At 66.0% G+C, this 26,505-nt stretch carries 25 protein-coding genes and 1 tRNA gene; 6 read left to right on the forward strand and 20 right to left on the reverse strand.

Annotated features, from left to right (window positions below):
• Nucleotides 1–121: 121 nt before the first annotated feature.
• From ACWV8V_RS09005 to ACWV8V_RS09020, 4 genes are all read right to left on the reverse strand, one after another.
• Nucleotides 122–1,168: a FecR family protein gene (locus ACWV8V_RS09005; protein WP_455899501.1), complete on the reverse strand. Its 1,047-nt coding sequence runs from the start codon at nt 1,166–1,168 to the stop codon at nt 122–124.
• Nucleotides 1,169–1,173: 5 nt separating this feature from the next.
• Nucleotides 1,174–1,698: an RNA polymerase sigma factor gene (locus ACWV8V_RS09010; RefSeq protein ID WP_455899502.1), complete on the reverse strand. Its 525-nt coding sequence runs from the start codon at nt 1,696–1,698 to the stop codon at nt 1,174–1,176.
• Nucleotides 1,699–1,823: 125 nt separating this feature from the next.
• A complete protein-coding gene (panB, locus tag ACWV8V_RS09015) occupies nt 1,824–2,669 on the reverse strand; it encodes a 3-methyl-2-oxobutanoate hydroxymethyltransferase (RefSeq protein ID WP_455899503.1) in 846 nt (281 codons plus the stop codon).
• A 31-nt stretch (nt 2,670–2,700) separates the two neighbouring features.
• Nucleotides 2,701–3,318, reverse strand: coding sequence for a LysE family translocator (locus ACWV8V_RS09020; protein ID WP_455899504.1), 618 nt, complete (start codon nt 3,316–3,318; stop codon nt 2,701–2,703).
• 119 nt (nt 3,319–3,437) lie between these two features.
• Here ACWV8V_RS09020 and ACWV8V_RS09025 point away from each other — a divergent pair, with 119 nt between their 5' ends.
• The gene (locus ACWV8V_RS09025) at nt 3,438–3,899 is read left to right on the forward strand and encodes an Lrp/AsnC family transcriptional regulator (protein ID WP_455899505.1); all 462 of its coding nucleotides are present in this window, start codon (nt 3,438–3,440) and stop codon (nt 3,897–3,899) included.
• 226 nt (nt 3,900–4,125) lie between these two features.
• On the opposite strand, the gene ACWV8V_RS09030 is transcribed toward ACWV8V_RS09025, so the two are convergent.
• From ACWV8V_RS09030 to thrS, 9 genes are all read right to left on the reverse strand, one after another.
• Nucleotides 4,126–4,202, reverse strand: a tRNA-Pro gene (locus ACWV8V_RS09030).
• 67 nt (nt 4,203–4,269) lie between these two features.
• Nucleotides 4,270–4,626, reverse strand: coding sequence for a MerR family transcriptional regulator (locus tag ACWV8V_RS09035; protein WP_019182707.1), 357 nt, complete (start codon nt 4,624–4,626; stop codon nt 4,270–4,272).
• Nucleotides 4,607–4,906 (reverse strand): integration host factor subunit alpha, encoded by a 300-nt coding sequence (locus ACWV8V_RS09040; RefSeq protein ID WP_005410432.1) that lies wholly within the window; start codon nt 4,904–4,906, stop codon nt 4,607–4,609. The genes ACWV8V_RS09035 and ACWV8V_RS09040 overlap by 20 nt, the downstream gene beginning before the upstream one ends.
• Nucleotides 4,907–4,932: 26 nt before the next feature.
• Nucleotides 4,933–7,314 carry a phenylalanine--tRNA ligase subunit beta gene (gene pheT, locus ACWV8V_RS09045; protein WP_455899506.1) on the reverse strand — a complete coding sequence of 794 codons (2,382 nt, stop codon included), beginning with the start codon at nt 7,312–7,314 and terminating at the stop codon, nt 4,933–4,935.
• A 90-nt stretch (nt 7,315–7,404) separates the two neighbouring features.
• A complete protein-coding gene (locus tag ACWV8V_RS09050) occupies nt 7,405–8,400 on the reverse strand; it encodes a phenylalanine--tRNA ligase subunit alpha (RefSeq protein ID WP_455899507.1) in 996 nt (331 codons plus the stop codon).
• A gap of 195 nt (nt 8,401–8,595) precedes the next feature.
• Nucleotides 8,596–8,955, reverse strand: a complete 360-nt coding sequence (rplT, locus tag ACWV8V_RS09055) for a 50S ribosomal protein L20 (RefSeq protein ID WP_017355264.1) — start codon at nt 8,953–8,955, stop codon at nt 8,596–8,598.
• A 10-nt stretch (nt 8,956–8,965) separates the two neighbouring features.
• Entirely contained in the window at nt 8,966–9,163 is a 198-nt protein-coding gene (gene rpmI / locus ACWV8V_RS09060; protein ID WP_017355265.1) for a 50S ribosomal protein L35, read from the reverse strand.
• A 436-nt stretch (nt 9,164–9,599) separates the two neighbouring features.
• A complete protein-coding gene (infC, locus tag ACWV8V_RS09065) occupies nt 9,600–10,139 on the reverse strand; it encodes a translation initiation factor IF-3 (protein ID WP_172838068.1) in 540 nt (179 codons plus the stop codon).
• A 48-nt stretch (nt 10,140–10,187) separates the two neighbouring features.
• Nucleotides 10,188–12,092, reverse strand: coding sequence for a threonine--tRNA ligase (gene thrS, locus ACWV8V_RS09070; protein ID WP_123730651.1), 1,905 nt, complete (start codon nt 12,090–12,092; stop codon nt 10,188–10,190).
• A 344-nt stretch (nt 12,093–12,436) separates the two neighbouring features.
• On the opposite strand from thrS, the gene ACWV8V_RS09075 reads away from it, so the two are divergent.
• The 4 genes from ACWV8V_RS09075 to ACWV8V_RS09090 all read left to right on the forward strand — a co-directional run bounded on the left by ACWV8V_RS09075 (nt 12,437) and on the right by ACWV8V_RS09090 (nt 15,757).
• Nucleotides 12,437–12,733 (forward strand): hypothetical protein, encoded by a 297-nt coding sequence (locus ACWV8V_RS09075; protein WP_123730650.1) that lies wholly within the window; start codon nt 12,437–12,439, stop codon nt 12,731–12,733.
• Nucleotides 12,733–12,996 (forward strand): hypothetical protein, encoded by a 264-nt coding sequence (locus ACWV8V_RS09080; RefSeq protein ID WP_123730649.1) that lies wholly within the window; start codon nt 12,733–12,735, stop codon nt 12,994–12,996. Before ACWV8V_RS09075 ends, ACWV8V_RS09080 begins: the two co-directional genes overlap by 1 nt.
• 10 nt (nt 12,997–13,006) lie before the next feature.
• Nucleotides 13,007–14,572 (forward strand): PepSY-associated TM helix domain-containing protein, encoded by a 1,566-nt coding sequence (locus tag ACWV8V_RS09085; RefSeq protein WP_455899508.1) that lies wholly within the window; start codon nt 13,007–13,009, stop codon nt 14,570–14,572.
• Between the two features lie 108 nt (nt 14,573–14,680).
• Entirely contained in the window at nt 14,681–15,757 is a 1,077-nt protein-coding gene (locus ACWV8V_RS09090; RefSeq protein ID WP_455899509.1) for a serine hydrolase domain-containing protein, read from the forward strand.
• Here ACWV8V_RS09090 and ACWV8V_RS09095 read toward each other — a convergent pair.
• A complete protein-coding gene (locus ACWV8V_RS09095; RefSeq protein WP_455899510.1) occupies nt 15,726–17,324 on the reverse strand; it encodes a winged helix-turn-helix domain-containing protein in 1,599 nt (532 codons plus the stop codon). The genes ACWV8V_RS09090 and ACWV8V_RS09095 overlap by 32 nt on opposite strands.
• Before the next feature lie 148 nt (nt 17,325–17,472).
• Here ACWV8V_RS09095 and ACWV8V_RS09100 point away from each other — a divergent pair, with 148 nt between their 5' ends.
• Nucleotides 17,473–17,856: a VOC family protein gene (locus ACWV8V_RS09100; RefSeq protein ID WP_259261646.1), complete on the forward strand. Its 384-nt coding sequence runs from the start codon at nt 17,473–17,475 to the stop codon at nt 17,854–17,856.
• Between the two features lie 167 nt (nt 17,857–18,023).
• Here ACWV8V_RS09100 and pnp read toward each other — a convergent pair whose 3' ends face one another.
• From pnp to nusA, 6 genes are all read right to left on the reverse strand, one after another.
• Complete coding sequence (pnp, locus tag ACWV8V_RS09105; protein ID WP_121038382.1) at nt 18,024–20,135, reverse strand: polyribonucleotide nucleotidyltransferase; 2,112 nt, start codon at nt 20,133–20,135, stop codon at nt 18,024–18,026.
• Between the two features lie 147 nt (nt 20,136–20,282).
• Complete coding sequence (rpsO, locus tag ACWV8V_RS09110) at nt 20,283–20,543, reverse strand: 30S ribosomal protein S15 (protein WP_038687260.1); 261 nt, start codon at nt 20,541–20,543, stop codon at nt 20,283–20,285.
• Nucleotides 20,544–20,715: 172 nt separating this feature from the next.
• Nucleotides 20,716–21,627, reverse strand: a complete 912-nt coding sequence (gene truB / locus ACWV8V_RS09115; protein ID WP_455899511.1) for a tRNA pseudouridine(55) synthase TruB — start codon at nt 21,625–21,627, stop codon at nt 20,716–20,718.
• A 118-nt stretch (nt 21,628–21,745) separates the two neighbouring features.
• Nucleotides 21,746–22,177 (reverse strand): 30S ribosome-binding factor RbfA, encoded by a 432-nt coding sequence (rbfA, locus tag ACWV8V_RS09120; protein WP_121038388.1) that lies wholly within the window; start codon nt 22,175–22,177, stop codon nt 21,746–21,748.
• A gap of 75 nt (nt 22,178–22,252) precedes the next feature.
• Nucleotides 22,253–24,895: a translation initiation factor IF-2 gene (gene infB, locus ACWV8V_RS09125; protein ID WP_121038391.1), complete on the reverse strand. Its 2,643-nt coding sequence runs from the start codon at nt 24,893–24,895 to the stop codon at nt 22,253–22,255.
• Nucleotides 24,896–24,990: 95 nt separating this feature from the next.
• Nucleotides 24,991–26,502, reverse strand: a complete 1,512-nt coding sequence (nusA, locus tag ACWV8V_RS09130; protein ID WP_121038394.1) for a transcription termination factor NusA — start codon at nt 26,500–26,502, stop codon at nt 24,991–24,993.
• Nucleotides 26,503–26,505 lie beyond the last annotated feature (3 nt).

Below are 26,505 nucleotides of genomic sequence, written 5' to 3' on the forward strand. Positions count from 1 at the left end.
GAATCGTTCGCGCTTGCCTGGACTACGAGGGCGCAGAGCGAGGATCGGGCACCGGTATTTCGATGAATTTTTTTTGACAGCCGCTCGATGTGCGCCGCGCGATGACGCGCGGATAGCGCAATTACTGTTGTTTCGCGCTGGTATCCGCCGCTGCTCGGCTGCTCACGTGGATCTGTTTGTCGACCACGCGCGTGCGCAGCGATGGCTGCTGATCGAGGAAGGTACGAAGTGATGCAAGATCGTCGCCACGCAGGTTGCCGGTCAGTCGCAGTGCCCCGGCGACATCGTCGTCCACCTGCAGGCGCACGCGGTTGAGGCGATTGAACTGCTCGGCCACCTCGCGCAGCGGCTCATCCTGGAACACCACGCGGCGACGCCACCAGGCGGTCATCGTGTCCGCATGCTGCTGGCGGAGGCTGACGGTCTGATCGCGGTAGTCGATGTGCGCACTCTGGCCTGCACGAAGATCGGCAAGCAGCCGGCCCTGGCCCGAGTCGCCGCGGATCTGCACGCTGCCCTCGGCCACCTCGATCCGCGCCTGCTCGCGCCGCAGCGACACGTCGAACGTCGTGCCGATATCGCGCACCTCCAGCCCTGCCGCATGCACGGCAAAGGGACGGCGTTCCTCGGCCACCACAAAGCTGGCCTGCCCGCGCGACAGCTCCACGCGGCGGCTCAACAAGGTGAAGCGGATCGACAGCTCGCTCTCTGCATTCAGATGCACCACCGTGTGATCAGGCAGCGCGAAGCTGCGCGGCGCACCGTGCGCCGCCACGTAGTGCCGTGTCTGTGGCCAGGCCAGGTGGCCGACAACTCCCACCCCCAGCAGCAACGCGGCCGCGGCGGCGATACCCGGCAGGTGGCGGCGTGATGCGCGCGATGCCACGGGCGGCGGAGGTCGCCGCCGCACCGGCAGCGCCACCACGTTGTCGTCGGCTGCCGGTGGCCCTGCAGCGATCAGCGCATCCAGGTCCACCGCCATGCCGCGCAGCGCATCGCTGAGCTCGCTGGCAACCCGGCTGACCGTGATGTACTCGCGCAGATGCGCCGGTGAGGTCACCAGCCACTTCATGAACTGGCGTTGCTGCTCGGGGGTCACCCCGCCCTGGCGCTGCAGCGCATGCCAGTGCGCGGCCTCGTTGGCGAGGGACGGGCGTGGGGCAGGCATTTCGCTCACCACACCTCCGCATGACCGGCCAGCGCACGGCGACACACGGACAGCCCGCGCACCACATGCTTCTTGACCATGTGCGAGGACACGCCGAGCCGCTCGGCGATCTCCTTGTAGCTGAGCCCATCGCGATACTGCATCACCAGCACGGCGCGGGTGTGCTCGGGCAAGGTGCCCAGCAGCGTCTGCAGGTGCGTGCGGCGCTGCTCACGCTCGGCGGCGTCTTCCACGGTTTCCTCGCCGGTCAACCGCGTGGTGAGGTTCTCAAGATCATCGATGGGCAGCATCGACCAGCGCCGGCGCGCCGCCTGCTCGCGTGCGAGATTCTGCGCGACAGTGAACAGGTAGGCTTCCGGATTGGCGATCGCCTCGCCTTGATCCTCATGCGCGCGCAGCAGGCGCAGATAGGTTTCCTGCACCATGTCTTCGGCATCCTGGCGCGCACCGCGGCGGGTGAAGAATCCCCTCAACACCGGCCCCTGTTCCTGAAACATGCGCGCCAAACGCCGTTTTGCGTGTTCGGCCACGATCCCACCTCACCCCCAGGTGCGGCGAAGGTACGTGGCCCGCATGACGATTCGATGACGCAGAGCGCACGGCACCGCCACGAAGCGGTACCGTGGATGCGCTTCTCAGGCGGTGCGTGCGTCGATCAGAACGTGTGTTCCGGGCCGGGGAACGTGCCTGCCCCCACCTCTTCCGCGAACTCACGCGCGGCCTTCTGCAGCAAGCCGTGCATATCCGCGTACTGCTTCACGAAGCGCGGCAGCTTGCCGGTGCGCAGCCCGGCCATGTCCTGCCAGACCAGCACCTGTGCATCGCAATTGCTGCCCGCCCCGATGCCCACCGTGGGAATTTTCAGCGCGGCGGTGATCTGTGCAGCGACCGCGCCGGGCACCATCTCCATCAGCACCGCGAAGGCACCAGCGGCCTCCAGCGCGCGCGCTTCCTCGATCAGGCGTGCGCCATCCTCGCCCCGTCCCTGCACACGGAAGCCACCGAGCTGGTGCTCCGATTGCGGCGTGAAGCCGATGTGCGCCATCACCGGGATGCCGCAGCTGACCAGCTTGCGCACCTGCGGCACCATCTCGATGCCGCCCTCCAGCTTGACCGCGTGGGCCCCGCCTTCCTTCATGAAACGCACCGCCGTGTGGAAGCACTGCTCCGGCGAGGCCTGATAGGAACCGAACGGCAGATCGGCGATCACCAGCGGCCGCCGCGTGCAGCGGCTCACCGCGCGGACCAGCGGCATCAGCTCATCAACCGTGACCGGCAGCAGCGAGTCGTTGCCGAACACGTTGTTGGAGGCCGAATCGCCGATCAGCAGCACCGGAATGCCGGCATCTTCGAAGATCGCCGCGGTGTACATGTCGTAGGCGGTGAGCATGGCCCACCTCTCGCCGCGCTCCTTCATCTGCTGCAGATGCGGAATGCGCACGCGCGGTGCCGGGACCGGGGCGCTACCCGGCGTCGCGTAGGGATGGAGCTGTTCGGTCATGCCAAGGATCCTGGTGGGTGACAACGTGGGGTCAGAGTGTGCCGGTTCCGCTCAGCAACAGCACGGCGATCAGGATCATGGCGGCGCCCGAGACGCGGCCGACCACGCGTGATGCACGCGGGCGCGTGCGGAGCACGGCACCGGCGCCATACCCGACCGCCAGATAGACCGCCGCGCAGCTGACCAGGTGCACCATGCCCAGCGCGATGATCTGCACAGGCATCGCCCATGCCGCGCTGGCGGAAATGAACTGGGGTAGCAGCGCCAGAAACAACAACAGCACCTTGGGATTGAGCCCGCTGACGCAGGCGCCCTTGACTGCCCAGTGGCGCCATCCCGTCACCGCTCCCGCATCGTCCGCTGCGGCCACCGGCGGATGGCGCAGCAGCCCGATGCCCAGCCACAGCAGATACAGCGCGCCAAGCACGGTCAGTACGAGCAGCGCGGCAGGCGCCTGGGCGAACAGCGCGCCGACGCCCGCGGCGACCACCGCGATCGCCAGCAGATGGCCAGACAAGAGCCCGGCCACGGCAGGCACCACCGCCCGCCCGCGCAGGCCGGCAGCGATCGCATGCGCCCAATCCGCACCGGGGGTGAGCACGAAGAGGATCGAAACCGCCCAGAAGGCGATGATGACGCTGGGTTGCATGGTGTCCAAAGGGCGGTCTTGCCGCGATCTGCGTGCCAGACAGAAGAATATTCCCGCGACTCTGGAATGTGCTTCCAAATACTTGCCCCGCACCGCGCATCAGGAGGAAACTCTTGCGCATGGACATCACCGATCAGCGGATTCTTGCCGAGCTCCAGAAAGACGGGCGCCTCACCGTGACCGAACTGGCCGAGCGCATCGGCCTGAGCGTCTCGCCCTGCCACCGCCGGGTACGTGCCTTGGAGCAGTCCGGCGCGATCCGCGGCTACCGCGCCGAGCTGGATCCCGCCACCCTGGGCCTGAAGTTCTCGGCCCTGGTGTTCATCACCCTGCGCGACGGCGACCGCCGCGCGGTGGATGCCTTCGAGCACGCGGTGGCCGACGTGCCACAGGTGCTGCAGGCACAGCGCCTGTTCGGCGATCCGGACTACCTGCTGCACGTCATCACCCGCGACCTGGCCGCGTTCCGGCAGCTCTACGACGAACACCTCTCTGCCCTGCCCGGTGTGCAGCGGCTCACATCGACCCTGGTGATGAAAGATGTGGTGATCGACCGGCCGCTGCCGTTGCACGGGCAGTGAGGCAACGGCGTTATACCCTCAAATCGCGGCCTGCATCCAACAGCGAGTGACCCGCCGGAAGAAATGTGCGACCGGCGTACTACGCACCCGCGGCACCCGCACAACCGGACAAAGCAAAAGCGATCGCCACGTTGATCCAGCGGCGGTATGACGGGAAACCGACAGCAGCCAAAAAGAAAAAAGGCCTGCGCATCGCTGCACAAGCCTTTATTCGAATCACCAACATTGGTCGGGACGGCCGGATTTGAACCGACGACCCTCTGCCCCCCAGGCAGATGCGCTACCAGGCTGCGCTACGCCCCGATGATGCTGGCAATGTCCCCGCCTCTCAGCGGGCCGACGAGTATAACGGGTTTGCGTGAAAAATGGTTCAGCGGCGCAGCAATTGCAGCACTTCTTCCAGTTCCATCCGCGTCTGCTTGATGATCTGGTTGCTCAGCGCCGATTCCTCGCGCGCATCGGCACCTTCCAGGCGCAGGCGCGCGCCGCCGATGGTGTAGCCCTGCTCATAGAGCAGGCCGCGGATCTGGCGGACCATCAGCACATCGTGGCGCTGGTAGTAGCGGCGGTTGCCGCGGCGCTTGGCCGGCTCGAGACTGGGGAACTCGGTTTCCCAGTAACGCAGCACGTGCGGCTTGACGTCGCACAGTTCACTGACCTCACCGATGGTGAAGTAGCGCTTGGCCGGTATCGGCGGAAGTTCTCGGTTACTGCCCGGATCCAGCATATGCCTCTACCCTTTCCTTGAGCTTCTGGCCCGGACGGAAGGTGACCACCGTACGGGCGGAAATCGGAATTTCCTCACCGGTCTTGGGGTTGCGACCCGGGCGCTGGTTCTTGCGCCGCAGGTCGAAATTCCCGAAGCCGGACAGCTTCACCTGACGTCCCTGTTCCAATGCTTCACGCAGCACATCGAAGAACGCGTCGACAAATTCCTTGGCTTCGCGCTTGTTCAGACCGACTTCGTCGAACAGCTTCTCGGCCATCTCCGCCTTGGTCAATGCCATTGCCTGCTATCCCCCATGCTTCCCGCTCAACCGCGGATCCGGGCGTGATGTTCACGCTCCATGGCAGAGACCGCCTCGGCCACCACCGCATCCACGTCGCGGTCCGTCAGAGTGCGCGACTTGTCCTGCAAAATCAAGCCCATAGCGAGACTCTTGAACCCCGGCTCGACCCCCTGGCCGACGTACCGGTCGAACAGGGTAACCTCCCGCAGCAGCGGGCCGACGGCGCGGCGCAGGGTGGCTTCCAGGTCGGCCCAGGCCGCGGCCTCGGGCACCAGGAACGCCAGATCGCGGCGCATCGACGGGAAGCGCGACAGCTCGGTCGCGCGGGGCAGCGCGCGGGCGGCCAACGGGGCCAGGTCCAGCTCGAAGGCGAACACGTCCACGTCGATATCCATGGCCTTGGCCAGGCGCGGGTGGATCTGGCCGATCCAGCCCAGGCTGACGCCGTCACGGGAGACCTCGGCCGACCGTGCCGGGTGGCCATACGGACGCTGCGACGGCGTGAACACCAGCTCCGCGCCACTGGCCGCAGCCAGCGATTCCAGGTCGCCCTTGAGGTCATGGAAATCGACCTTGCGGGTCGGCAGACCCCACTGCTGGGTGTCGGCATCGCCACAGATCGCGGCGGCCACGCGCTGGGTTTCCAGCGGCGCGGGCTGGCCTTCGCCGGCCTGCTGATGGAATACGCGGCCCAGTTCGAACAGGCGCACGCGGCCCAGCTGGCGGGCGGCATTGCGGCCCAGGGTGGCGACCAGGCCCGGCAGCAGCGACGGACGCATCACCGCCAGTTCGGCCGACAGCGGGTTGGCCAGCGCGACCAAGCCCTCGCCCAGCTGCCACTGCGCAAGCAGCGCGGCATCGACGAAGGCGTAGTTGATGGTTTCCTGCAGATCGCGGGCGACCAGCTGGCGCCGGACGCTCAGGTCGTCCAGGCGGGTCTCGGTCGGCATCGCCACGCGCGAGGCACCGCCCGGCAGCGTGGTCGGAATCTGCTCGTACCCGTGGATACGGGCCAGCTCTTCGATCAGGTCTTCTTCGATGGCGATATCGAAGCGACGGCTCGGCGCGGTGACCTGCCAGCCATCGGCGGTCGCGGCCACCTCCATGCCCAGCGCGCGCAGGATGCGCTCCACATCAGCATCGGCGATCTGGATGCCCAGCACGCGCGCGATACGGGCGCGGCGCAGACCGATGGTGGCGGTCGCCGGCAGGTCCGCTTCGCGCACGGCCTCGGTGACCGGCGCAGGCGTGCCGCCGGCCAGGTCCAGAATCAGGCGGGTGGCGTACTCGATCGCCGCGCGCGGCAGCACCGGGTCGACGCCGCGTTCGAAGCGGTGGCCGGCATCGGTGTGCAGGCCCAGCTTGCGGCCACGGCCCATGATCGCGGCGGGCGCGAAGTGCGCGGCCTCCAGGAATACGTTGGTGGTGTCGTCGGTGACGCGCGTATCGAAGCCGCCCATCAGGCCGGCCAGCGCGATCGGGCGATCGGCGTCGGTGACGAGCAGGAAGCTGTCGTCCAGCGCGGCGTCGCGGCCGTCGAGCAGCTTCAGGGTTTCACCCGCGCGCGAACGGCGCACGCCGATGCTGCCCTGCAGGGTGCCCAGATCGAAAGCATGCATCGGCTGGCCGAGCTCGAGCATCACGTACTGGGTGACGTCCACCAGCAGCGAGACCGGGCGCACGCCACTGCGGCGCAGGCGCTCGGCCATCCACAACGGGGTGGCGGCGCGGGCGTTGACGCCCTCGATCACACGGCCGACGTAACGCGGCGCTTCGGCGCCAGCGTCCAGCTGGACCGTCAGCTCACGCGTGCCCACGGCGGCGACCGGTGCAGCGTCGAACGGAACGACTTCACTGGCGCACGCGGCGGCCACGTCGAAGGCGATGCCGCGGATGCTGAAGCAATCGGCGCGGTTGGGGGTCAGCTTGATCTCGATGCTGGCATCGGGCAGGCCGAGATACTCGACCAGGGTCTGGCCGACGGGTGCATCATCCGGCAGTTCGAACAGCCCGGAGGCATCGGTGTCCAGGCCCAGTTCCTTGGCCGAGCACAGCATGCCGTTGGAGTCCACACCACGCAGCTTGGCCGGCTTGATCTTCAAATCGCCGATCTGCGCGCCGACCATCGCCAGCGGTGCGACCAGGCCCGGGCGCGCGTTCGGCGCGCCACAGACGATCTGCAGGTGCTCGCCCTGCCCCGCATCGACCTGGCAGATCTGCAGGCGGTCGGCTTCGGGATGGCTTTCGGCGGAAATGATCTTCGCCACGACCACATGCTGCAGGCCATCGCCCAGCGCATCGACCGCTTCCACTTCCAGACCGATCGCGGTCAGCACCGCGCTGAGTTCCTCGCGCGAGACGGTGGTCGGGACGTGGCTGCGCAGCCAGTTTTCAGAGAATTTCATGGTGTCACCCTGGTGGGCCCGGCGCAGGCGCCTGGGCCGTGATGAATGGTGGTGCGACGTCGCGCCGGGGGCAGCCCGGCGGTTCTGCTGTTACGCGAACTGCTTCAGGAACCGCACGTCGTTTTCGAAGAACGCGCGCAGGTCGTTGACGCCGTAACGCAGCATCGCAAAGCGCTCCACGCCCAGGCCGAAGGCGAAGCCGGTATAGCGCTCCGGATCGATGCCGACGCTGCGCAGCACGTTGGGGTGGACCATGCCGCAGCCGAGCACTTCCAGCCAGCGGGTGCTGCCGTCGGGCTGCTGCCAGGCGATGTCCACTTCCGCGCCGGGTTCCACGAAGGGGAAGTAGCTGGGACGGAAACGCATCTCGAAATCGCGCTCGAAGAACGCGCGCACGAACTCGGACAGCGTTCCCTTCAGATCGGCAAACGTGGAGTGCTCATCGACCAGCAGACCTTCCACCTGGTGGAACATCGGCGAATGGGTCTGGTCGCTGTCGCTGCGGTACACCTTGCCGGCCGCGATCATGCGCAGCGGCGGTGCGTGCTCGCCCATGTAGCGCACCTGCACACCGGAGGTATGCGTGCGCAGCAGGCGGCCATCGCCGAAATAGAAGGTGTCGTGCATCGCGCGCGCCGGGTGGTGCGGCGGGAAGTTCAGCGCTTCGAAGTTGTGCCAGTCGTCTTCGATTTCCGGGCCTTCGGAGAGCTCGTAACCAAGGCGACCGAAGATCTCGGTGATGCGCTCCAGGGTACGGGTCACCGGATGCAGGCCACCGCGCTCTTCGCGACGGCCCGGCGAGGTGATGTCGATCGCCTCAGCGGCCAGGCGCGCGTCCAGCGCAGCGTCTTCCAGCACGGTCTTGCGATCACCCAGCGCGCTGGTCAGCGCGTCACGGGCACGGTTGATGGCTTCGCCGGCGGCTTTGCGCTCATCGGCCGGCAGGCCACCGAGCTGCTTGAGCTGGGCGGTGATGCTGCCGTTCTTGCCCAGCAGGGCCACGCGCAGGGCTTCCAGCGCATCGGGGCTCTGGGCAGCGGCCACGTCGGCCAGTGCCTGCGTGGTCAGGGATTGGATGTCACTCATGGATAGCCGGAGCCTCGCGTCGGTATGCCATCGCGATGCGCGTCGGGCCGACCCCCGTCGCCACCGCTGTCGATCGATGGCACCGGGAGGGCCACCGCCAACACAAAAAAGAATGGGGAAGGACTTGCGCCCTTCCCCATGCATTTGCCTTACCCACAGCCGTTGCGCGTGAACGGCAACGGCAGGGGAATGGACTTATGCCGCCAGTGCGCCCTTGGCCTTTTCGGCCAGTGCAGCAAAACCAGCTGCGTCGTGCACGGCGATGTCAGCCAGAACCTTACGGTCCAGGGTGATGCCGGACTTGAGCAGGCCGTTCATGAAACGGCTGTAGCTCAGGCCGTTGATGCGGGCAGCCGCGTTGATGCGGGTGATCCACAGCGAACGGAAGTTGCGCTTCTTCTGCTTACGACCGATGTAGGCGTACTGCTGTGCCTTGATCACGGCCTGCTTGGCAACGCGGAAGACCTTGCGGCGAGCGTTGTAGTAACCCTTCGCCAGGGTCAGAATTTTCTTGTGGCGGCGACGCGCCTGTACGCCACGCTTTACTCGTGCCATGGGTCAGTCCTCAGAGGTAGGGAAGCATACGGTTCAAACGGCCTGCGTCTTCTGCACGAACATGGTTCGTCTGACGCAGATTGCGCTTCCGCTTGGTCGACTTCTTCGTGAGGATGTGGCTACGGTTGGCGTGGCCAGCCTTGAACTTGCCGGACGCGGTCTTGCGGAAGCGCTTGGCCGCCGCCCGGTTGGTCTTGATCTTGGGCATTGCTATGTCCTTGATGATGTTTTGTCACTGACCAGGGCGGTGGCATTGCCACACTTTCCGTCCGTGCCCTTGCCTGCTTGTAAGCCCGGGATCCCCTATGGGAACCAGGCCGGTCCTGTTTGCCGTTGAAACAGCGTGCCTTTATGGGGCGGGAAACCGTTCAAAACAGCACCCCCGCAAAACGGGGCCGCCCATTATGCCCGTGAATCCAGGCAGTTGCAAACGCTTGATTGGGCGGGTGTTTACCGGTGCCGGCAGGCGTGGAACGCCTACCGGCCGGGCCGCAGAGGCTGCGGCCACGGCAAACGGCAGCAGGCGCCTGAAAAGGCGCCCGTGCCTTGTAACGCGAATCTGAAGCACTCGACACCGGCGGCGCCGGCGGCCGGGCATGGCCCGGCGCTACGCCCCGCCCGTCCGGGCTGGGGCCGATGGCCGGTTACTTCTTCTTCGGCGCGATCATCATCACCATCTGCCGGCCTTCAAGGCGCGGACGGGACTCGATCACGATGTCCTCGCCCAGATCACCTTCGATCCGGCTGGCCATTTCGCGACCCAGTTCCTGATGGCTCATTTCACGGCCACGGAAGCGGATGTTGACCTTGATCTTGTCGCCCTCTTCCAGGAAACCGCGCATCTTGCGCAGCTTGATCTGGTAATCACCTTCATCGGTGACCGGGCGGAACTTCACTTCCTTGATCTCGACCTGCTTGGTCTTCTTCTTGGCCTCGTTGGCCTTCTTCTGCGCTTCGAACTTGAACTTGCCGAAGTCCATGATCTTGCACACCGGCGGATCAGCCTGCGGCTGAATCTCGACCAGGTCCAGACCTTCGTCTTCGGCCATCGACAGCGCTTCGTCACGCGTCAACACACCAATCATTTCTCCGTCGCTGCCGATCACGCGGACGCGCGGCACCCGGATTTCCTGATTCTTGCGGTTCTGTTTGTTGTCAGGGGTACTGATATTGCAATCTCCCAGAGGAATCAAACCGGCCCATCGCGGAGCATCCGCAGGGCCGGGACTTTCTTACACGGACTGTTCTGCCTGCAACCGCTCGATGAAGGCCTGGACGGACATGCTGCCCAGATCTTCGCCAGAGCGCGTACGCACGGCCACGGCGCCATTTTCCTTCTCACGGTCGCCAACCACCAGCAGGTACGGGACCCGCTGCAGCGTATGCTCGCGAATCTTATATCCGATCTTCTCGTTGCGCAAATCGGCGTTCACGCGGAAGCCTTGATCTGCAAGGGTTTTCCGTACTTCGCTGACGTATTCAGCCTGCGCATCGGTGATATTGGCCACCACGACCTGGGTCGGAGCCAGCCAGGACGGGAAGGACCCGGCGTGGTGCTCGATCAGGATGCCGATGAACCGCTCCATCGAGCCGACGATCGCCCGGTGCAGCATGACCGGGTGCTTTTTCTGGCTGTTTTCGTCCACGTACTCGGCGCCGAGGCGGCCGGGCATCATGAAATCGACCTGCATCGTGCCCAGCTGCCAGGTACGGCCGATGGCGTCCTTGAGGTGGTACTCGATCTTCGGACCGTAGAAGGCGCCCTCGCCCGGCAGCTCCTGCCACTCCACGCCACAGTTGCCCAGGGCCGACCGCAGCGCGGCTTCGGCCTTGTCCCAGGTGGCGTCATCGCCGAGGCGCTTTTCCGGGCGCAGCGCGATCTTGATCTGGATCTCGTCGAAACCGAAGGTCGTGTAGACCGCCAGCGCCTGCTGGTGGAAGGCCGTCACTTCGGCTTCGATCTGCGACTCGGTGCAGAACACGTGGCCGTCGTCCTGGGTGAAACCACGCACGCGCAGGATGCCGTGCAGCGCGCCGGAGGGCTCGTTGCGGTGGCACGAGCCGAACTCACCGTAGCGGATCGGCAGATCGCGGTAGCTGTGCAGGCCCTGGTTGAACACCTGGATGTGGCCCGGGCAGTTCATCGGCTTGACTGCGTAGGTGCGCTTCTCCGATTCGGTGAAGAACATGTTTTCCTGGTAGTTGTCCCAGTGGCCGGACTTCTGCCACAGCGACACATCCAGGATCTGCGGGCAGCGCACTTCGCCGTAGCCGCTGTCGCGGTACACACGGCGCATGTGCTGCTCGACCACCTGCCACAGCGCCCAGCCCTTGGGGTGCCAGAACACCAGGCCCGGGGCCTCTTCCTGCAGGTGGAACAGTTCCTGCTGCTTGCCGATGCGGCGGTGGTCGCGCATTTCGGCTTCTTCGATGCGCTTGATGTAGGCCTCAAGCTGCTTCTTGTCGGCCCAGGCAGTGCCGTAGATGCGCTGCAGCTGCTCGTTCTTGGCATCGCCGCGCCAGTAGGCACCGGAAATGCGGGTCAGCTTGAAGGCCTTCAGGAAGCGCGTGTTGGGCACGTGCGGGCCGCGGCACATGTCCACGTATTCCTGGTGGTAGTACATGCCCATGGCCTGGATATCCGGCGACATGTCGTCGATCAGGCGCAGCTTGTAGTCTTCGCCACGCGCCTTGAAGATCTCGATGACCTCCGCACGCGGGGTGACCTTCTTGATGACGTCGTAGTCCTGCGCGATCAGCTCGGCCATGCGCTTTTCGATGGCGGCCATGTCGTCGGGCGTGAACGGACGCTCGGAGTAGATGTCGTAGTAGAAGCCTTCGGCGATGACCGGGCCGATCACCATCTTGACGTCCGGGTACAGCTGCTTGACCGCATGACCGACCAGATGGGCGGCGGAGTGGCGGATGATCTCCACGCCCTCCTCGTCCTTGGCGGTGATGATGCGCAGGCTGGCATCGTGGTCGATAACGTCACTGGCATCGACCAGCACGCCATCCACGGCACCGGCGATGGTGGCCTTGGCCAGGCCGGCACCGATGGACTGGGCGACGTCCATGACACTGACGGGGTTTTCGAATTCACGGCGGCTGCCGTCGGGGAGCGTGATCGCGATCATGAGAGTGCTTTGGTCTGGTGGCCCGCAAGGGGGCCTGGAGAATCCGGGGGCAAGGCAATAAAAAAGCGCCACGAAGGCGCCTGCGTCAGGGGCCGTCGGGGGCGTTCAGCGGTGGGCGGTGGTAGTGCTCATGTCACACGCTAGACCGGCGCAGGGCGCGGGCCACCTTGTTGCCTCGATAGAGATGCCCTGATCTTAAACCAATCCGCCGATGAATGCGCCGCTCCGGCTGCGGCCAACCGACGGGACCGCCTGAATGCGCCCGTGTGGCGCCCACAAACCGCAATGATTACCATGCGCGGATTACTGTCCTGCCCAGGACAGGTTTGCCGATTGGATTGCCGATGATCACTGTTGCCCTGACCTCGCTCGGCTTCTGCAGCCTGGCGCTGGTCGGCTCCGCGTTTTCCGCGCTGGCGCTGTATGCCGCCTCACCGCACTGCCGCTGGCCGCGCCTGCGCCGTGCCGGCCGCCTTGGCCGGCAGATCAGCCTGGTGGCGGCGGTGGCGGCGCTGTGGCTGTGGATCGCCAATCTGGGCATCGCCACCGGCGTGGTGGTGATGCTGTGCAGTTGGATGTTGGCGGCGGTCCTGCTGCCCCTGCTTGCTGCCTGGCACCGCCCGGCACAGGTGATGCGCTGATGTGGGCCCGCGCGGGCGCCGGCCTCCTGGCGGGGTTCTTCGTCGCGGCCGCGGCCACCGGACTGGTCGCCTGGCTGCCGCCGGGGCCGTGGCAGAGCGCGCTGGTACCCAGCCTGATCGCCTTCATTCCGCTGTGGATGCTGGCGGCGATCTGGGCCTTCAGCTTCCGTACCGGGCTGCGGGCCTGGGCCGTGATGAGCGCCACCGCCCTGGCCGGGTTCGGCCTGCTGTGGCTGCTGCGCCTGACCGGCGCGGTGCAATGAGAGCGATACGATGAAGTTCAGTTCCCAGACCCTGCGTACCTTCACCACGCTGCATACGTGGGTCGGCCTGGTGGCCGGTTTCGCGCTGTTCGTGGCGTTCTACGCCGGTGCGCTGACCCTGTTCCACCACGACCTGCCGCTGTGGCAGACCCCGCATGCAGTGGACACCCCGGCCGCGAGCCTGGACGACGCGCAGCGCCTGCTCGAGGGGGTGCTCGAGCGCCACCCGGCCGCACGCACCCACGTGGGCATGACCTTCCCGGGGGCGGATCATCCGCAGCCGATCGCGTATTGGCAGGATGCCAAGGGCACCTGGCTGTACGCTTGGCTGGACCATTACGACGGCAGCGTGACCCCGCCACAGACCGGGCTGGCCGAGCTGGTCAACGAGCTGCATTACAGTCTGGGCCTGCCGGTCGCGGGCACCTACCTGATGGGCATCGTCAGCCTGCTGTATGGCGTGGCCCTGCTCAGTGGCCTGGTCATCCACCTGCCCAGACTGGTGGGCGATCTGTTCGCGCTGCGCCCGGGCCGCAACCTCAAGCAGATGTGGCAGGACGCGCACAATGTGATCGGCGTGCTCAGCCTGCCCTTCCACCTGATGTTCGCGGTCACCGGCGCGCTGCTCTGCCTGATCTTCCTGCAGATGGCGGCGCTGAATCCGCTGATCTTCGACGGCAAGCTGCTGCAGGCGGTGCCGGCAGCGATGGACACCGCCCCGGTACGCGAGCCCAGCGGCCAGCCCGGCGATGGAACCCAGCTGCGCATGCTGCACGCACGCGCCATCGAGGTGGCGCGCGCGCAGGGCGTGGCCGATTTCGAACCGGCCTTCCTGAAGCTCGCCCATGCCGGCGATGCCAACGCGACCATCGAGATCACCGGCGAATCCGGCGGCACCCTGGGGCCGCTCGGCGCGGTCGGCCTGGATGCGGCCACCGGCCGCCTGCTGAGCAGCCAGTTGCCTGGCCAGCGCGATGCCAACCATGCCACCCTCAGTGCGGCCTACGCGCTGCACTTCGGCGAGTTCGGCAATGGCGTGGTGGTCTGGTTGTACTTCCTGCTCGGCCTGGGCGGCGCCTTCCTGTTCTACTCGGGCAACTTGCTGTGGATCGAATCGCGTCGCAAACGGCGCCAAGTGGAACAGGGGCGCGCGCAGATCAACATGGCCCGGGCCACGGTGGGGGTCTGTATTGGGCTGTGCGTGGCGGTCTCGGCGAGCTTCGTGGGCGCCCAGATCCTGGAGCAGGTCGCGCCGCAGGCAGTGGATCACGGCATCCGCTGGATCTGTTTCGCCACCTGGGCCGCGTGTGCGCTGTGGGCGGCACTGCGTCGCCCCGACCAGGCCGCCCGTGAGCTGCTCTGGGCGGCCGCCATCAGCACCGCACTGGTGGCGGTGGCGCACGGCGGCCTGACCGGCTACTGGCCATGGGCGAGCGCGGCACGGGGCTACTGGCCGCTGTTCTGGGTGGATGCGGTGGCACTCGCACTGGCATTCGGATTCGCCACGCTGGCACGGGCGAGCCTGCGCCGCGCGCGGCATGGCGACCCGAACAGCGTCTGGAGCGCGCCGCGCTGATCGCCTCGAGAGCCTGCCCCGGCGGGCTTTCAGAATTCTTCAGCCACGTTTCCAGCACTTCAGACCGCGTCATGGCGTAGTCGGCCCTCATCTCGAGGAGCCTTGCCCATGCACCACTACCGACACCGACTTGCCGCCCTGGTCTACGCCCTGGCGGCCGCCCTGCCACTGACCGCTCCCGCCGCACCCGCGGCGCTGGACAGCGCCCGGATCACCGCACTGGAGTCGGCGATCGCCAGCCAGGACATCAAACAGATCACCAGCGTGCTGCTGCTGGTGGATGGCCAGGTGGCCTACGAGGGCTACTTCAACGGTGGTACGGCGGAGACCCTCAATGACGTGCGCTCGGCCAGCAAGAGCGTGACCGCGATGCTGGTCGGCGCGGCCATCGGCGACGGGTCCCTGCCCGGCGTGCAGGCCCGTGTGTACGACTACTTCCCCGCGTTCACCGCCGGCCATTCCGTCGATCCCCGGCTGCGCGCGATGACGGTGGAAGACCTGCTCACCATGAGCACGCTGTGGGAGTGCGATGACGAGAATGCGTTCTCGGCCGGCAACGAAGAGCGCATGTACGTGACCGAGCACTGGCTGGACTTCGCGCTGTCGCTGCCGGTCAAAGGCTTCGCACCGTGGATGACGCGACCGGAAGACAGCCCGCACGGCCGCGCGCATGCCTACTGCACGGCCAATTCGTTCGTGCTTGGCGCGGTGGTGGAGCAGGCGACGAAGCGGCCCTTGGCCGACTACGCCGCGCAGGTGCTGGAGCGTCCGCTGGGCATCACCGCCAGCCGGTGGAACCGCTCACCGGAAGGCATCGGCATGGGCGGCGGCGGAACGCGTTATCGCAGCCGTGACCTGGCGCGGTTGGGCGAACTGGTGCTGGCCGAGGGACGCTGGCAGGGCAGGCAGCTGATTCCGTCCCGCTATGTGCGGGCAATGGTCAGCGCGCAGGCCAACGCCGGTGATGGCAGCGACTACGGCTACCAGTGGTGGGGGCTGAAGCTTCCGGTCGATGGGCACGAAACCACCGTGTGGACGATGTCCGGCAACGGCGGCAACTACGTGTTCGTGATGCCGGAGAAGAAGCTGGTGGCGGTGATCACCAGCCAGGCCTACAACCGCAGCTACGCCCACCCGCAGTCGCGACGCATCCTTACCGAGTTCCTGCTGCCCGCGCTGCGCTGAGGCCCTGGAGGTCTGTTGGCCGCCACGGGGCGGCCAACACCTGGGCACGCTGGGCAGATACGTCCGCCTCGATCATGTCGAGCAGTCCCTGCCAGCCCGCCGCACCGTGCAGCGGTGCAAACAAGGGGGTGGCGCGCAACCACGCCGCATCGCGGAAGCCGGCGCTCACCGCGTGGTGCAGGGCCACCAGCGCAGCAGCCTCTTCGCCTTGGGCCTGCAGCAACAGTGCACGCTCCAGCGCGGTATCCGACCAGCCATCGTCGCCCTGCCCTTTCAGCAGTTGCAGACGCTCGGCAATCCATGCCGGCGTAGGCGCTGGATCGCCGTACAGACCGGCCAGGGTCTGCCCCATCGACTGCTGTGGGCGCAGTGCCCGGCTCTGCTCGAAGGCGTCCGCAGCCCCCTTACGATTTGCGTTCAACAGCCGCAGTTCGCCCTGCAGACGCAGCAGTTCCGGATGTGGGGTCCCACGCGCCAGCGCCTGATCGAGCGCCTGCTGCGCCTTGCCCGGCTCGCCCATCGCCAGCAGGCTGTGCGGCCAGGCAATGTTGGCGAACACATTGTCGGGATAGAGCTGGAAGTTGCGGGCATGCCGGCGCGCGGCGGCATCGGTGAAACCGAGCAGCTCCAGTTCGCGCGCGACCTGCACGTCGCGGAAGCGGACACGCTCCGGGGCCCGCAGCGACAGGTTGTCCTGCAGCGCCTGCGCAAGGTGCCCGCGCTCCTGATGCAGATAGGCCAGCGAGGCGCGGGTGCGCTCGTCATCCGGGTCGCGCTGCAGGGCCTGCTGGTAGTCGGCCATGGCCTGCGGCATCGCGCCGAGGCAATCGTAGGCGTAGCCCCGCGCCGCCCATCCGGCCGCATCGTCGGGCGCCATGCGGACTACCTGGCCGGCCAGCACCAATGCTTCCTGTGCGCGCTCGCGGGCGCCATTGAAGAGGCAGGCATCGGCAGCCAGCGCCCGCGCAAGTCCGCGCCGCGCTGCCAACGATTCGGGGTCGATCTGCAGCGCCTGGCGGTACAACGCCATCGCGCGCTCGTTGTTGCTGGCCTGGCCGATGCCCGCGTAATACGCAGCGCGCTGCAGTACCGGATCGGCAGGCGACACCGGCGCGGTACCGGAACGGATCGCGATCAACACGGCAACCGCTGCGGCGGCTGTCATTCCCGCTGCCAGCCAGGCCCAGTGTGCGCGTCCGCGTCTGCGTGGCGCGCGAGCACCATCGGCGGTGCCGTTGGCAACGGTGTCGTGCATCACCGGCTGCGGCGGCGCGCACAGCTGGTAACCACGGCCGCGCACCGAGCGCACATACCGTGGCCGTCGGCTGTCATCGCCCAAGGCCTGCCTGAGCAACTTCACCCGCTGGCTGATCGCATCCTCGCCGACCACCGCCGGTGCCCACACCTGATCGGCCAGCGTGTCGAAATCGACGACGGCGTCGCCATGCGCCAGCAGACACTCCAACAGCCGCCAACTCAGCCCGTTGACCGGCAACACCTCATCGCCGCGCCGCACCTGCTGTGCGGTGCGGTCGATGTGCAGATCCAGCAGTGTGCAAGTCCCCATGCCGCCCAGCATAGGGCACTGCCTGCAAGCGCCGCAGGAAGCGCTCGATGAGGAGGCCTGACAGCGCAAGGCATTCACCTGCGGCTTGCGTGCGCGGCCTTACAGTTCCACCGCATTCCCTCACTGCTGTCTGACACCGATGACCGACCTGCATATCGACCGATTGGACCATCTGGTCCTGACCGTGGCGGATGTCGCCGCGACCTGCGCGTTCTACCAGCGTGTGCTGGGCATGGAGGTGGAGACCTTCGGCGAAGGCCGCAAGGCGCTGCGCTTCGGGCTGCAGAAGATCAACCTGCATGCGCACGGGCGCGAGTTCGAGCCCAAGGCCGAGCGGCCCACACCGGGCTCGGCGGACCTGTGCCTGATCACCTACGCAACCATGGACGAGATCCTGGCGCATCTGCAGGCGCAGGGCGTGACCGTGGAAGAAGGACCGGTACAGCGGACCGGTGCGACTGGACCGATCCTGTCGGTGTATTTCCGCGATGTGGACCGGAATCTGATCGAGGTGTCGCGCTACCTGGCATAGCGCACCCGCACCAGCGGCAGCCCTGCATGGCTTAGCGCTGCACGGCGGACTGGTTCGGTTGGCTCGAAACGCGGGCACAAAAAAAGCGGGCCGAAGCCCGCTTTTTCCTGTCTGCGTAGGCATGAGGACCGACGGTCCTCACCTGCCGCGAGATCGGCGTGGGCCGATTACTCGGCGGCCGGGGCGCCCTCGCCTTCTTCGACGGCCTTCATCGACAGGCGGATACGGCCCTGCTTGTCGACTTCCAGCACCTTGACCTTGACCACATCGCCTTCCTTCAGCACATCGCCGACCTTCTCGACGCGGTCGCTGGAGATCTGCGACACATGGACCAGACCGTCCTTGCCCGGCAGGATCGTCACGAACGCACCGAAGTCCATGATCTTGGCGACCTTGCCTTCGTAGATGCGGCCCGGCTCGACGTCCGAGGTGATCTGCTCGATGCGGGCCTTGGCAGCCTGCGCAGCGATGGCGTTGACCGACGCGATGACGATGGTGCCGTCATCCTGGATGTCGATCTGGGTACCGGTTTCCTTGGTGATGGCCTGGATGGTGGAACCACCCTTGCCGATCACTTCGCGGATCTTGTCCGGGTGGATCTTGATGGTCAGCAGGCGCGGCGCATAGTCCGACAGCTCTTCGCGCGGGGCGGTCAGGCCGTGGGCCATTTCACCCAGGATGTGCAGACGGCCAGCCTTGGCCTGCTGCAGTGCCTGCTTCATGATCTCTTCGGTGATGCCTTCGATCTTGATGTCCATCTGCAGGGCGGAGATGCCCTCAGCGGTACCGGCGACCTTGAAGTCCATGTCGCCCAGGTGATCTTCGTCACCCAGGATGTCGGACAGGACGACGAAGCGCTCGCCTTCCTTGACCAGACCCATGGCGATACCGGCCACCGGCGACTTCACCGGCACGCCGGCGTCCATCAGGGCCAGCGAGGAACCGCAGACCGAGGCCATCGACGAGGAGCCGTTGGATTCGGTGATTTCCGAGACCACGCGGATGGTGTACGGGAAGGCTTCCAGCGACGGCATCACTGCCAGCACGCCGCGCTTGGCGAGACGGCCGTGGCCGATTTCGCGACGCTTCGGGCCCATCATGCGGCCGGTCTCACCCACCGAGTAGGGGGGGAAGTTGTAATGGAAGAGGAAGTTTTCCTTGTACTCACCGGCGACGGCATCGATGACCTGGCCATCACGGGCGGTGCCCAGGGTGATGGTCACGATGGCCTGCGTTTCACCGCGGGTGAACAGCGAGGAGCCGTGGGTACGCGGCAGGATGCCGGTCTTGACCGAGATCGGGCGGACGGTGTCCAGCGCACGGCCGTCGATGCGGACCTTGGTGTCGAGCACCGAGTTGCGCATGGTGCTGTATTCCAGCTCGCCGAATTCCTTCGACAGCTCGGCCGGGTTCCAGCCTTCGGCGGCCACACGGCCAGCCAGCGACTCGACCACGTCCTTCTTGATCGCCGAGATGGCGTCACGGCGCTGCAGCTTGTCGCGCACCTGGAAGGCTTCGCCCAGGCGCGGGCCGATGGCTTCCTGCAGGGCGCTGATCAGCACGTCGTTCTTGGCCGGGGCTTCCCAGGTCGACGGCTTGGTGCCGGCTTCCACGGTCAGCTCGTTGATCGCGTTGATGACCTTCTGCATTTCGCGGTGACCGAAGGTCACAGCGCCCAGCATCACGTCTTCGGACAGCAGCGCGGCTTCGGATTCCACCATCAGCACGGCGTTGGCGGTACCGGCGACAACCAGCTCCAGCTCCGAATCCTTCAGTTCGGTCACGGTCGGGTTGAGGATGTACTCACCGTTCTTGTAACCCACCTTGGCGGCGGCGATCGGACCCTTGAACGGGGTGCCGGCCAGCGACAGCGCAGCCGAGGCGCCGATCAGGGCAGCGATGTCGCCATCGATGTCCGGGTTCAGCGACATCACCGTGGCGATGATCTGAACTTCGTTCTTGTAGTCTTCCGGGAACAGCGGACGGATCGGGCGATCGATCAGGCGCGAAATCAGCGTCTCTTTTTCGGTCGCGCGGCCTTCGCGCTTGAAGAAACCGCCCGGGATACGGCCACCTGCGTAGAACTTCTCCTGATAGTCGCAGGTCAGGGGGAAGAAGTCCTGGCCCTCACGCGCGCTCTTGGCGGCAACGGCGGAGACCAGCAGCACGGTGTCGTCGAACTTGACTATGACGGCACCGCCGGCCTGACGGGCGATTTCGCCGGTTTCAAGCGTGACGGTGTGCTTGCCGTACTGGAAGGTTTTGGTGATTTTTGCCACGGGGGTTTCCTTGGATGATGCTTTCTTCAATGGACCGCGGGCGACCCTTGCCGCCGACGGGTGACCGGTTGTCCGGCCCATGCGTTTGATGCGGTACTGCCAAAACAAAACCGCGGCGCATTCCTGCGCCGCGGTGGGGGTTCGTGCTTAGCGACGCAGGCCGAGCTTTTCGATCAGGGCCTTGTAACGCGGAGCGTCTTTCTTCTTCAGGTAGTCCAGCAGGCTGCGGCGGCGGTTGACCATCTGCAGCAGACCACGACGGCTGTGGTGATCCTTCTTGTGGGTCTTGAAGTGGCCGGTCAGCAGTTCGATGCGGGCGGTCAGCAGAGCGACCTGGACTTCCGGGGAGCCGGTGTCAGCCGCGCTGCGCTTGTTGTCTTCAATGACTTTCTGGGTGTCGATCGACATATCTGTTTTCTCTTGGATGCGTGGCCCGCAGAAACGTCCCATTGACGTACCGCGCGACTCGCCGTTAACGAAAGGATGAACCCGCAGAACGCGGGAAGCCTGAAAAGGCCGCGGAATTGTAACGTCCGCGGGCGTCCGGAACAAGGACCGGGGTGGTGTCCGGCCCGCTCGCTCAGAGGTTGAACAGGCGCTGCGGGGCCAGCAGACCGGTCTCGTCGACCTGGCCCAGGCCCTGGATTGCCTCCTCCGGACCGAAGACCACCACCCCACCCTGCGGCCAACTGGCGTCCCGGATCCGCTGCCCCACGCGGAAGCGATGGGTCTGCTCATCGTCCAGCGTGACCCGGGGGTAATGGGCCAGCCCCGCGTCCAGCGGCAGCAGCAGGGCCTCCATGCCGGCTTCATCGCCCTGCTCGGCCAAGGCGCGCAGGGTCTCCAGGGTGACCATCGGTGCCTCACGGAAGGGATCCACCCAGAGCCGGCGCAGGCCGGCGATATGGGCGCCGCAGCCCAGCGTCTCGCCAAGATCGCGGGCCAGGCTGCGGATGTAGGTGCCTGAACCGCAGGTCACCCGCAGCGACAGCCGGGTCGGCTGCTGCGCCAGCACCTCCAGGGCGTGGACCTCCACATCGCGCTCCGGCGCTTCGATCGCCTCGCCACGGCGGGCCTTCAGGTACAGCGGCTCGCCCCCCTGCTTGAGCGCGGAGTAGATCGGGGCGCGCTGGCGGATGCGACCGCGCAGCGGTGCCAGCGCCGCCTCCAGTTCGGCCGCACTGATGGCCGGGACCGGGCGCTCGCGCAGCACGGTGCCATCGGAATCGTCGGTATCGGTGGTCTGGCCCAGCACCACCTCGGCGTCATAGGCCTTGGCCGAGCCGAGCAGCAGGCCGGCGATCTTGGTCGCTTCACCGAAGCACAGTGGCAGCAGACCGGTGGCCAGCGGATCCAGGCTCCCGGTGTGGCCGCCCTTCTCGGCGCGGTACAGGCGGCGGGCCACCTGCAGGGCCGCGTTGGAGCTCATGCCGGTCGGCTTGTCGAGCAGCAGGATGCCATCCAGGCGGCGGAATGAAATTCGGGGTGCCATGCATTCAATTCAAAACGGCGCCGTGTGGCGCTGCCGGTCAATCCGGCCTCCGGCGGAGCGGTCGCACTGCGACAGGCCCCGCCCCATAAGACAACAGCCCTTTCGGGCTGTTGGTCCATCAGGCTTTCTTTTCGCCTTCGTCGGCGTCTTCGCCTTCGTCGTCTTCGCCGCCGTCATCACCCTGCCGGCTCTTCTCTGCCGCCAACGTATCGGGCAGATCGCGCAGGATGTTGTCGATGCGCTCGCCGCGATCCACCGAATCATCGTAGTGGAAGTGCAGCTCGGGCACATGGCGCAGCTTCATCGCCCGCGCCAGCTCCATCCGCAGCTCCCAGGCCAATTCCTTCAGGCCTTTCATGGCCTCCACCGAACGTTCGGGCATCAGCGCGGTGACGAAGATCTTGGCATGCGCCATGTCACGGGTGATTTCCACGTCGGAGACGCTCACCGAAGGCAGGCCGTGTACACGCACGGCGTTGTGCACGAGCGTCCCCAGTTCGCGGCGGATCTGGGCGGAAACACGGTCGGTTCGATGGAAGGTCTTTGGCACGGTAGGCGGACTCGTCTTGAAGGGTGATGCGTAAGCGAAAAAGCCGGACCGCGCGATGCGGTCCGGCCTGGAACATTACAGGGTGCGCGGCACTTCGATACGCTCGAAGCACTCGATCTGATCACCCGGCTTGACGTCGTTGTAAGCCTTCACGCCGATACCGCATTCGGTACCGTTGCGGACTTCTTCGACGTTCTCCTTGAAGCGACGCAGCGATTCCAGCTCGCCTTCGAAGACCACGACGCTGTCGCGCAGGACGCGGATCGGCTTGCTGCGCTTCACCGTGCCTTCGATGATCATGCAGCCTGCGACCGCACCGAACTTCGAGCTGCGGAACACATCGCGGACCTGGGCGATACCGATGATCTCTTCGCGGATTTCCACGCCGAGCAGACCGGAGGCCACCTGCTTTACCTGATCGATCACGTCATAGATGATCGAGAAGTAACGCAGATCCACACCGTTGGACTCGATGATGCGACGCGCGGAGGCGTCGGCACGCACGTTGAAGCCGATCACGGTGGCCTTGGAGGCAACCGCCGAGTTGGCGTCCGATTCGGTGATGCCGCCCACGCCGGAGTGGATCACGTTGATGCGGATGTCGTCGTTGGACAGCGCGACCAGTGCCTGGCTCAGCGCCTGCACCGAACCCTGCACGTCGGCCTTGATCACCAGGTTCAGCACCTGCTGGCCATCGCCCTTGCCCAGGGTCGCCATGATGTCTTCCATGCGGCTGCCCGCGGACTGCACCAGGCGCGATTCACGGCGCTTGGTTTCGCGCTGCTGCGCAACGTCCTTGGCCAGACGCTCGTCTTCCACCACGACGAAGTCATCACCGGCATCCGGCACGCCGGACAGACCCAGCACCTGCACCGGAATCGACGGGCCAGCCTGGTCAGGCTGTGCGCCGGTTTCGTCGAACAGGGCGCGCACGCGGCCGTACTGGATACCGCAGACCAGGTAATCGCCCTTCTTCAGCGAACCCTGCTGCACCAGCACGGTGGCGATCGGGCCACGGCCCTTGTCCAGCGAGGACTCGATGACCACGCCGGTGGCGCGACCGTCGGCCACGGCCTTCAGTTCCAGCAGTTCGGCCTGGATCGAGATCGCGTCCAGCAGGTCGTCGATGCCCAGCCCAGCCTTGGCCGAGATCTCGACCATCTGCACGTCACCACCGAAATCTTCGGAGACGACCTGCTCGGTGAGCAGCTCGTTCTTGACGCGCATCGGATCGGCACCGGACTTGTCGATCTTGTTGATCGCCACGATCAGCGGCACACCCGCCGAACGGGCGTGCTGGATGGCTTCCTTGGTCTGCGGCATGACGCCGTCATCGGCCGCCACCACCAGCACCACGATGTCGGTCAGCTTGGCACCGCGGGCACGCATGGACGTAAACGCCGCGTGGCCCGGGGTATCCAGGAAGCTGATCACGCCCTTCGGCGTTTCAACGTGGTACGCACCGATGTGCTGGGTGATGCCACCGGCTTCGCCCGTGGCGACCTTGGTGCGGCGGATGTAATCCAGCAGCGAGGTCTTGCCGTGATCGACGTGGCCCATGATGGTGACCACCGGCGGACGTGCCACCGGCTCGCCCTGGTTGCCACCGGCCAGCGCCAGCAGCGCGTCTTCGGCGTCGTTGGTGTTGGCACGGATCACGTTGTGGCCGAGTTCTTCGGTCACCAGCGCGGCAGTGTCATGGTCGATGGTCTGGGTGATGGTCGCCATGACGCCCATCTTGAACAGCGCCTTGACCACATCGCCGCCCTTGACGGCCAGCTTCTGGGCCAGATCGGCGACGGTGATGGTGTCGCCGATGGTGACGTCACGCACGATCGGAGCGACCGGACGTTCGAACCCATGGGCACCACCGCCGCTGCGCGACTGGTTGCTGTCACGGCGGCTGCCGTGCTGCACGCGCCCGGTCGGACGACCGCGCGAGTTGCTGTTGTTGCCGCGACGGGCACGATCGGCGGCTGACAGATGCAGCTGACCGGCGAAACGGTTGCCACCATCGTCGTCGCGCTTGGCGCCCGGACGGTTGTTGTTGTTGTTCGAGTTGCGATCGTCCGAACGCGGTGCCGGACGGGCAGCCGACGGTGCAGCCGGGCGCGCGTTGCGGGCCGGTGCATCGGCAGCAGCCGGCTTGGCCGCAGCCGGGGCCGGGGCCGGCGGTGCGTTCTTGGCCGCTTCAGCAGCGGCTTCGGCCGCCTTGCGCTCGGCTTCGGCACGTTCCTTGGCGTCGATTTCTTCCTGACGCTTGCGGGCGATTTCTTCGTCGCGCGCACGGTCCTTCTCGGCCAGTGCGCGCTGCTCGTCCAGATTGCGCTGGCGGGATTCCTCCAGCTTGCGCAGGATGTCGGCGCGCTCCTCATCCGCGGTCATCGGCTTGCCGCTGGCGTCCTTCATGTAGGTACGCTTCTGGCGCACTTCCACGTTGACGGTGGTCTTGCTGCGGCCGGCGCTGACGGTCACTTCCTGCAACTTGCGACGGTTCAGGGTGATCTTCTTGGCGGCTTCGTCGGTGCTCTCGACGGGCTGCTCGGTCTTGCCGTGCGAGCGACGAAGGAAGCCCAGGAGCTTCACCTTTTCGGTACTGGTCACGACCTGGTCGGGACCGCTGAACTTCATGCCGGCTTCGGCAAGTTGTACGAGCAGTTTATCGACCGGGGTGTTGACCAGTTCGGCAAGCTTGCGGATGGTGGTTTGCTGCGACATTCGGATCCTATGATCTGGTTGGCGCTCCCTCGAAACGTGCGAAGGCAGCGCGGAGTCTAAGCCCTGAGCGGGTCAGGGCACTGTTCATCGCTGGCTCATTCGCCGCGCTCCAGGCGGGCGATCTCCTCGGCTCGGGCGGCAAGGATCAGGGCGGCGGCGCGCTCCTGGTCCATGTCCTCGATGCCGAACTCGAGGATCTCGTCGGCGGCCAGGTCCGACAGGTCCTCACTGGTACGCACGCCGTGACCGGCCAGGGCGTAGGCAGTTGCCTCGTCCATGCCTTCCAGGGCGAGCAGGTCTTCCGACGGCGAGCCGTCTTCCAGACCTTCTTCCACCGCGAGCGCTTCGTTGAGCAGCGCATCGCGGGCACGGGCACGCAGCTCTTCGACGATGTCTTCGTCGAAGCCTTCCACGGCCAGCAGTTCGCCGACCGGGACGTAGGCGATTTCTTCCACGGTGTTGAAGCCCTCGGTCACCAGGATGGCGGCGATTTCTTCATCCACTTCCAGCTTGTCCATGAACAGCTGACGGGCAACGCCCTGCTCTGCCTCGGACTTGGCGGTCACCTGGTCCTGGGTCATCACATTGAGCTGCCAACCGGTCAGGCGGCTGGCAAGGCGGACGTTCTGGCCGCCCTTGCCGATCGCCTGGGCCAGGCGCTCTTCCGCCACGGCCAGGTCCATCGAGTGCTTTTCTTCATCGACGATGATCGACTGCACTTCCGCCGGCGCCATCGCGTTGATGACGAAGTTGGCGGGGTTCTCGTTCCACAGCACGATGTCCACGCGCTCGCCATTGAGCTCGTTGGACACGGCCTGCACGCGCGAACCGCGCATGCCGATGCAGGCACCGATCGGATCGGTACGCGAATCGTGGGCCAGCACGGCGATCTTGGCGCGGTCGCCCGGATCACGTGCACAGGCCTTGATCTCGACCAGGCCCTGGCCGACTTCCGGCACTTCGAGCTTGAACAGTTCGATCATGAATTCCGGGGCGGCGCGGCTGATGAACAGCTGCGGGCCACGCGGTTCCGAACGGACTTCGGCCAGATAACCGCGCACGCGGTCGCCAGCGCGCAGTACGTCGCGCGGAATGCCCTTGTCCTTCGGAATGAAGGCCTCGGCGTTGCCGCCCAGGTCCACATAGATGTTGCCGCGCTCGGCGCGCTTGACCACACCGGTGACCAGTTCGCCGACGCGATCCTTCCACGCATCGACCACCTGCTGACGCTCGGCCTCGCGCACGCGCTGGACGATCACCTGCTTGGCGGCCTGTGCGGCGATGCGGCCGAAGTCCGGGTTTTCGATCTGCTCTTCGATGTAGTCGCCGACTTCCACGCCGTCGGCTTCATCGATGGCGTCCATCAGACGGATCTGGCGGTCCGGGGACTCCATGACCACGTCATCGGCCACCACTTCCCAGCGGCGGAAGGTTTCGTAGTTGCCGTCCTTGTGGTCGATCGACACACGGGCCAGCACTTCTTCTTCCGGGTAACGCTTTTTGGCAGCCGAAGCCAACGCTGCCTCGATGGCATCGAAGATGACTTCGCGCGGGACGCCTTTTTCGTTGGCGACCGCATCCACTACCAGCAAAAGTTCCTTGCTCATTGG

This window comes from Stenotrophomonas sp. Ker107b, assembly GCF_053847245.1.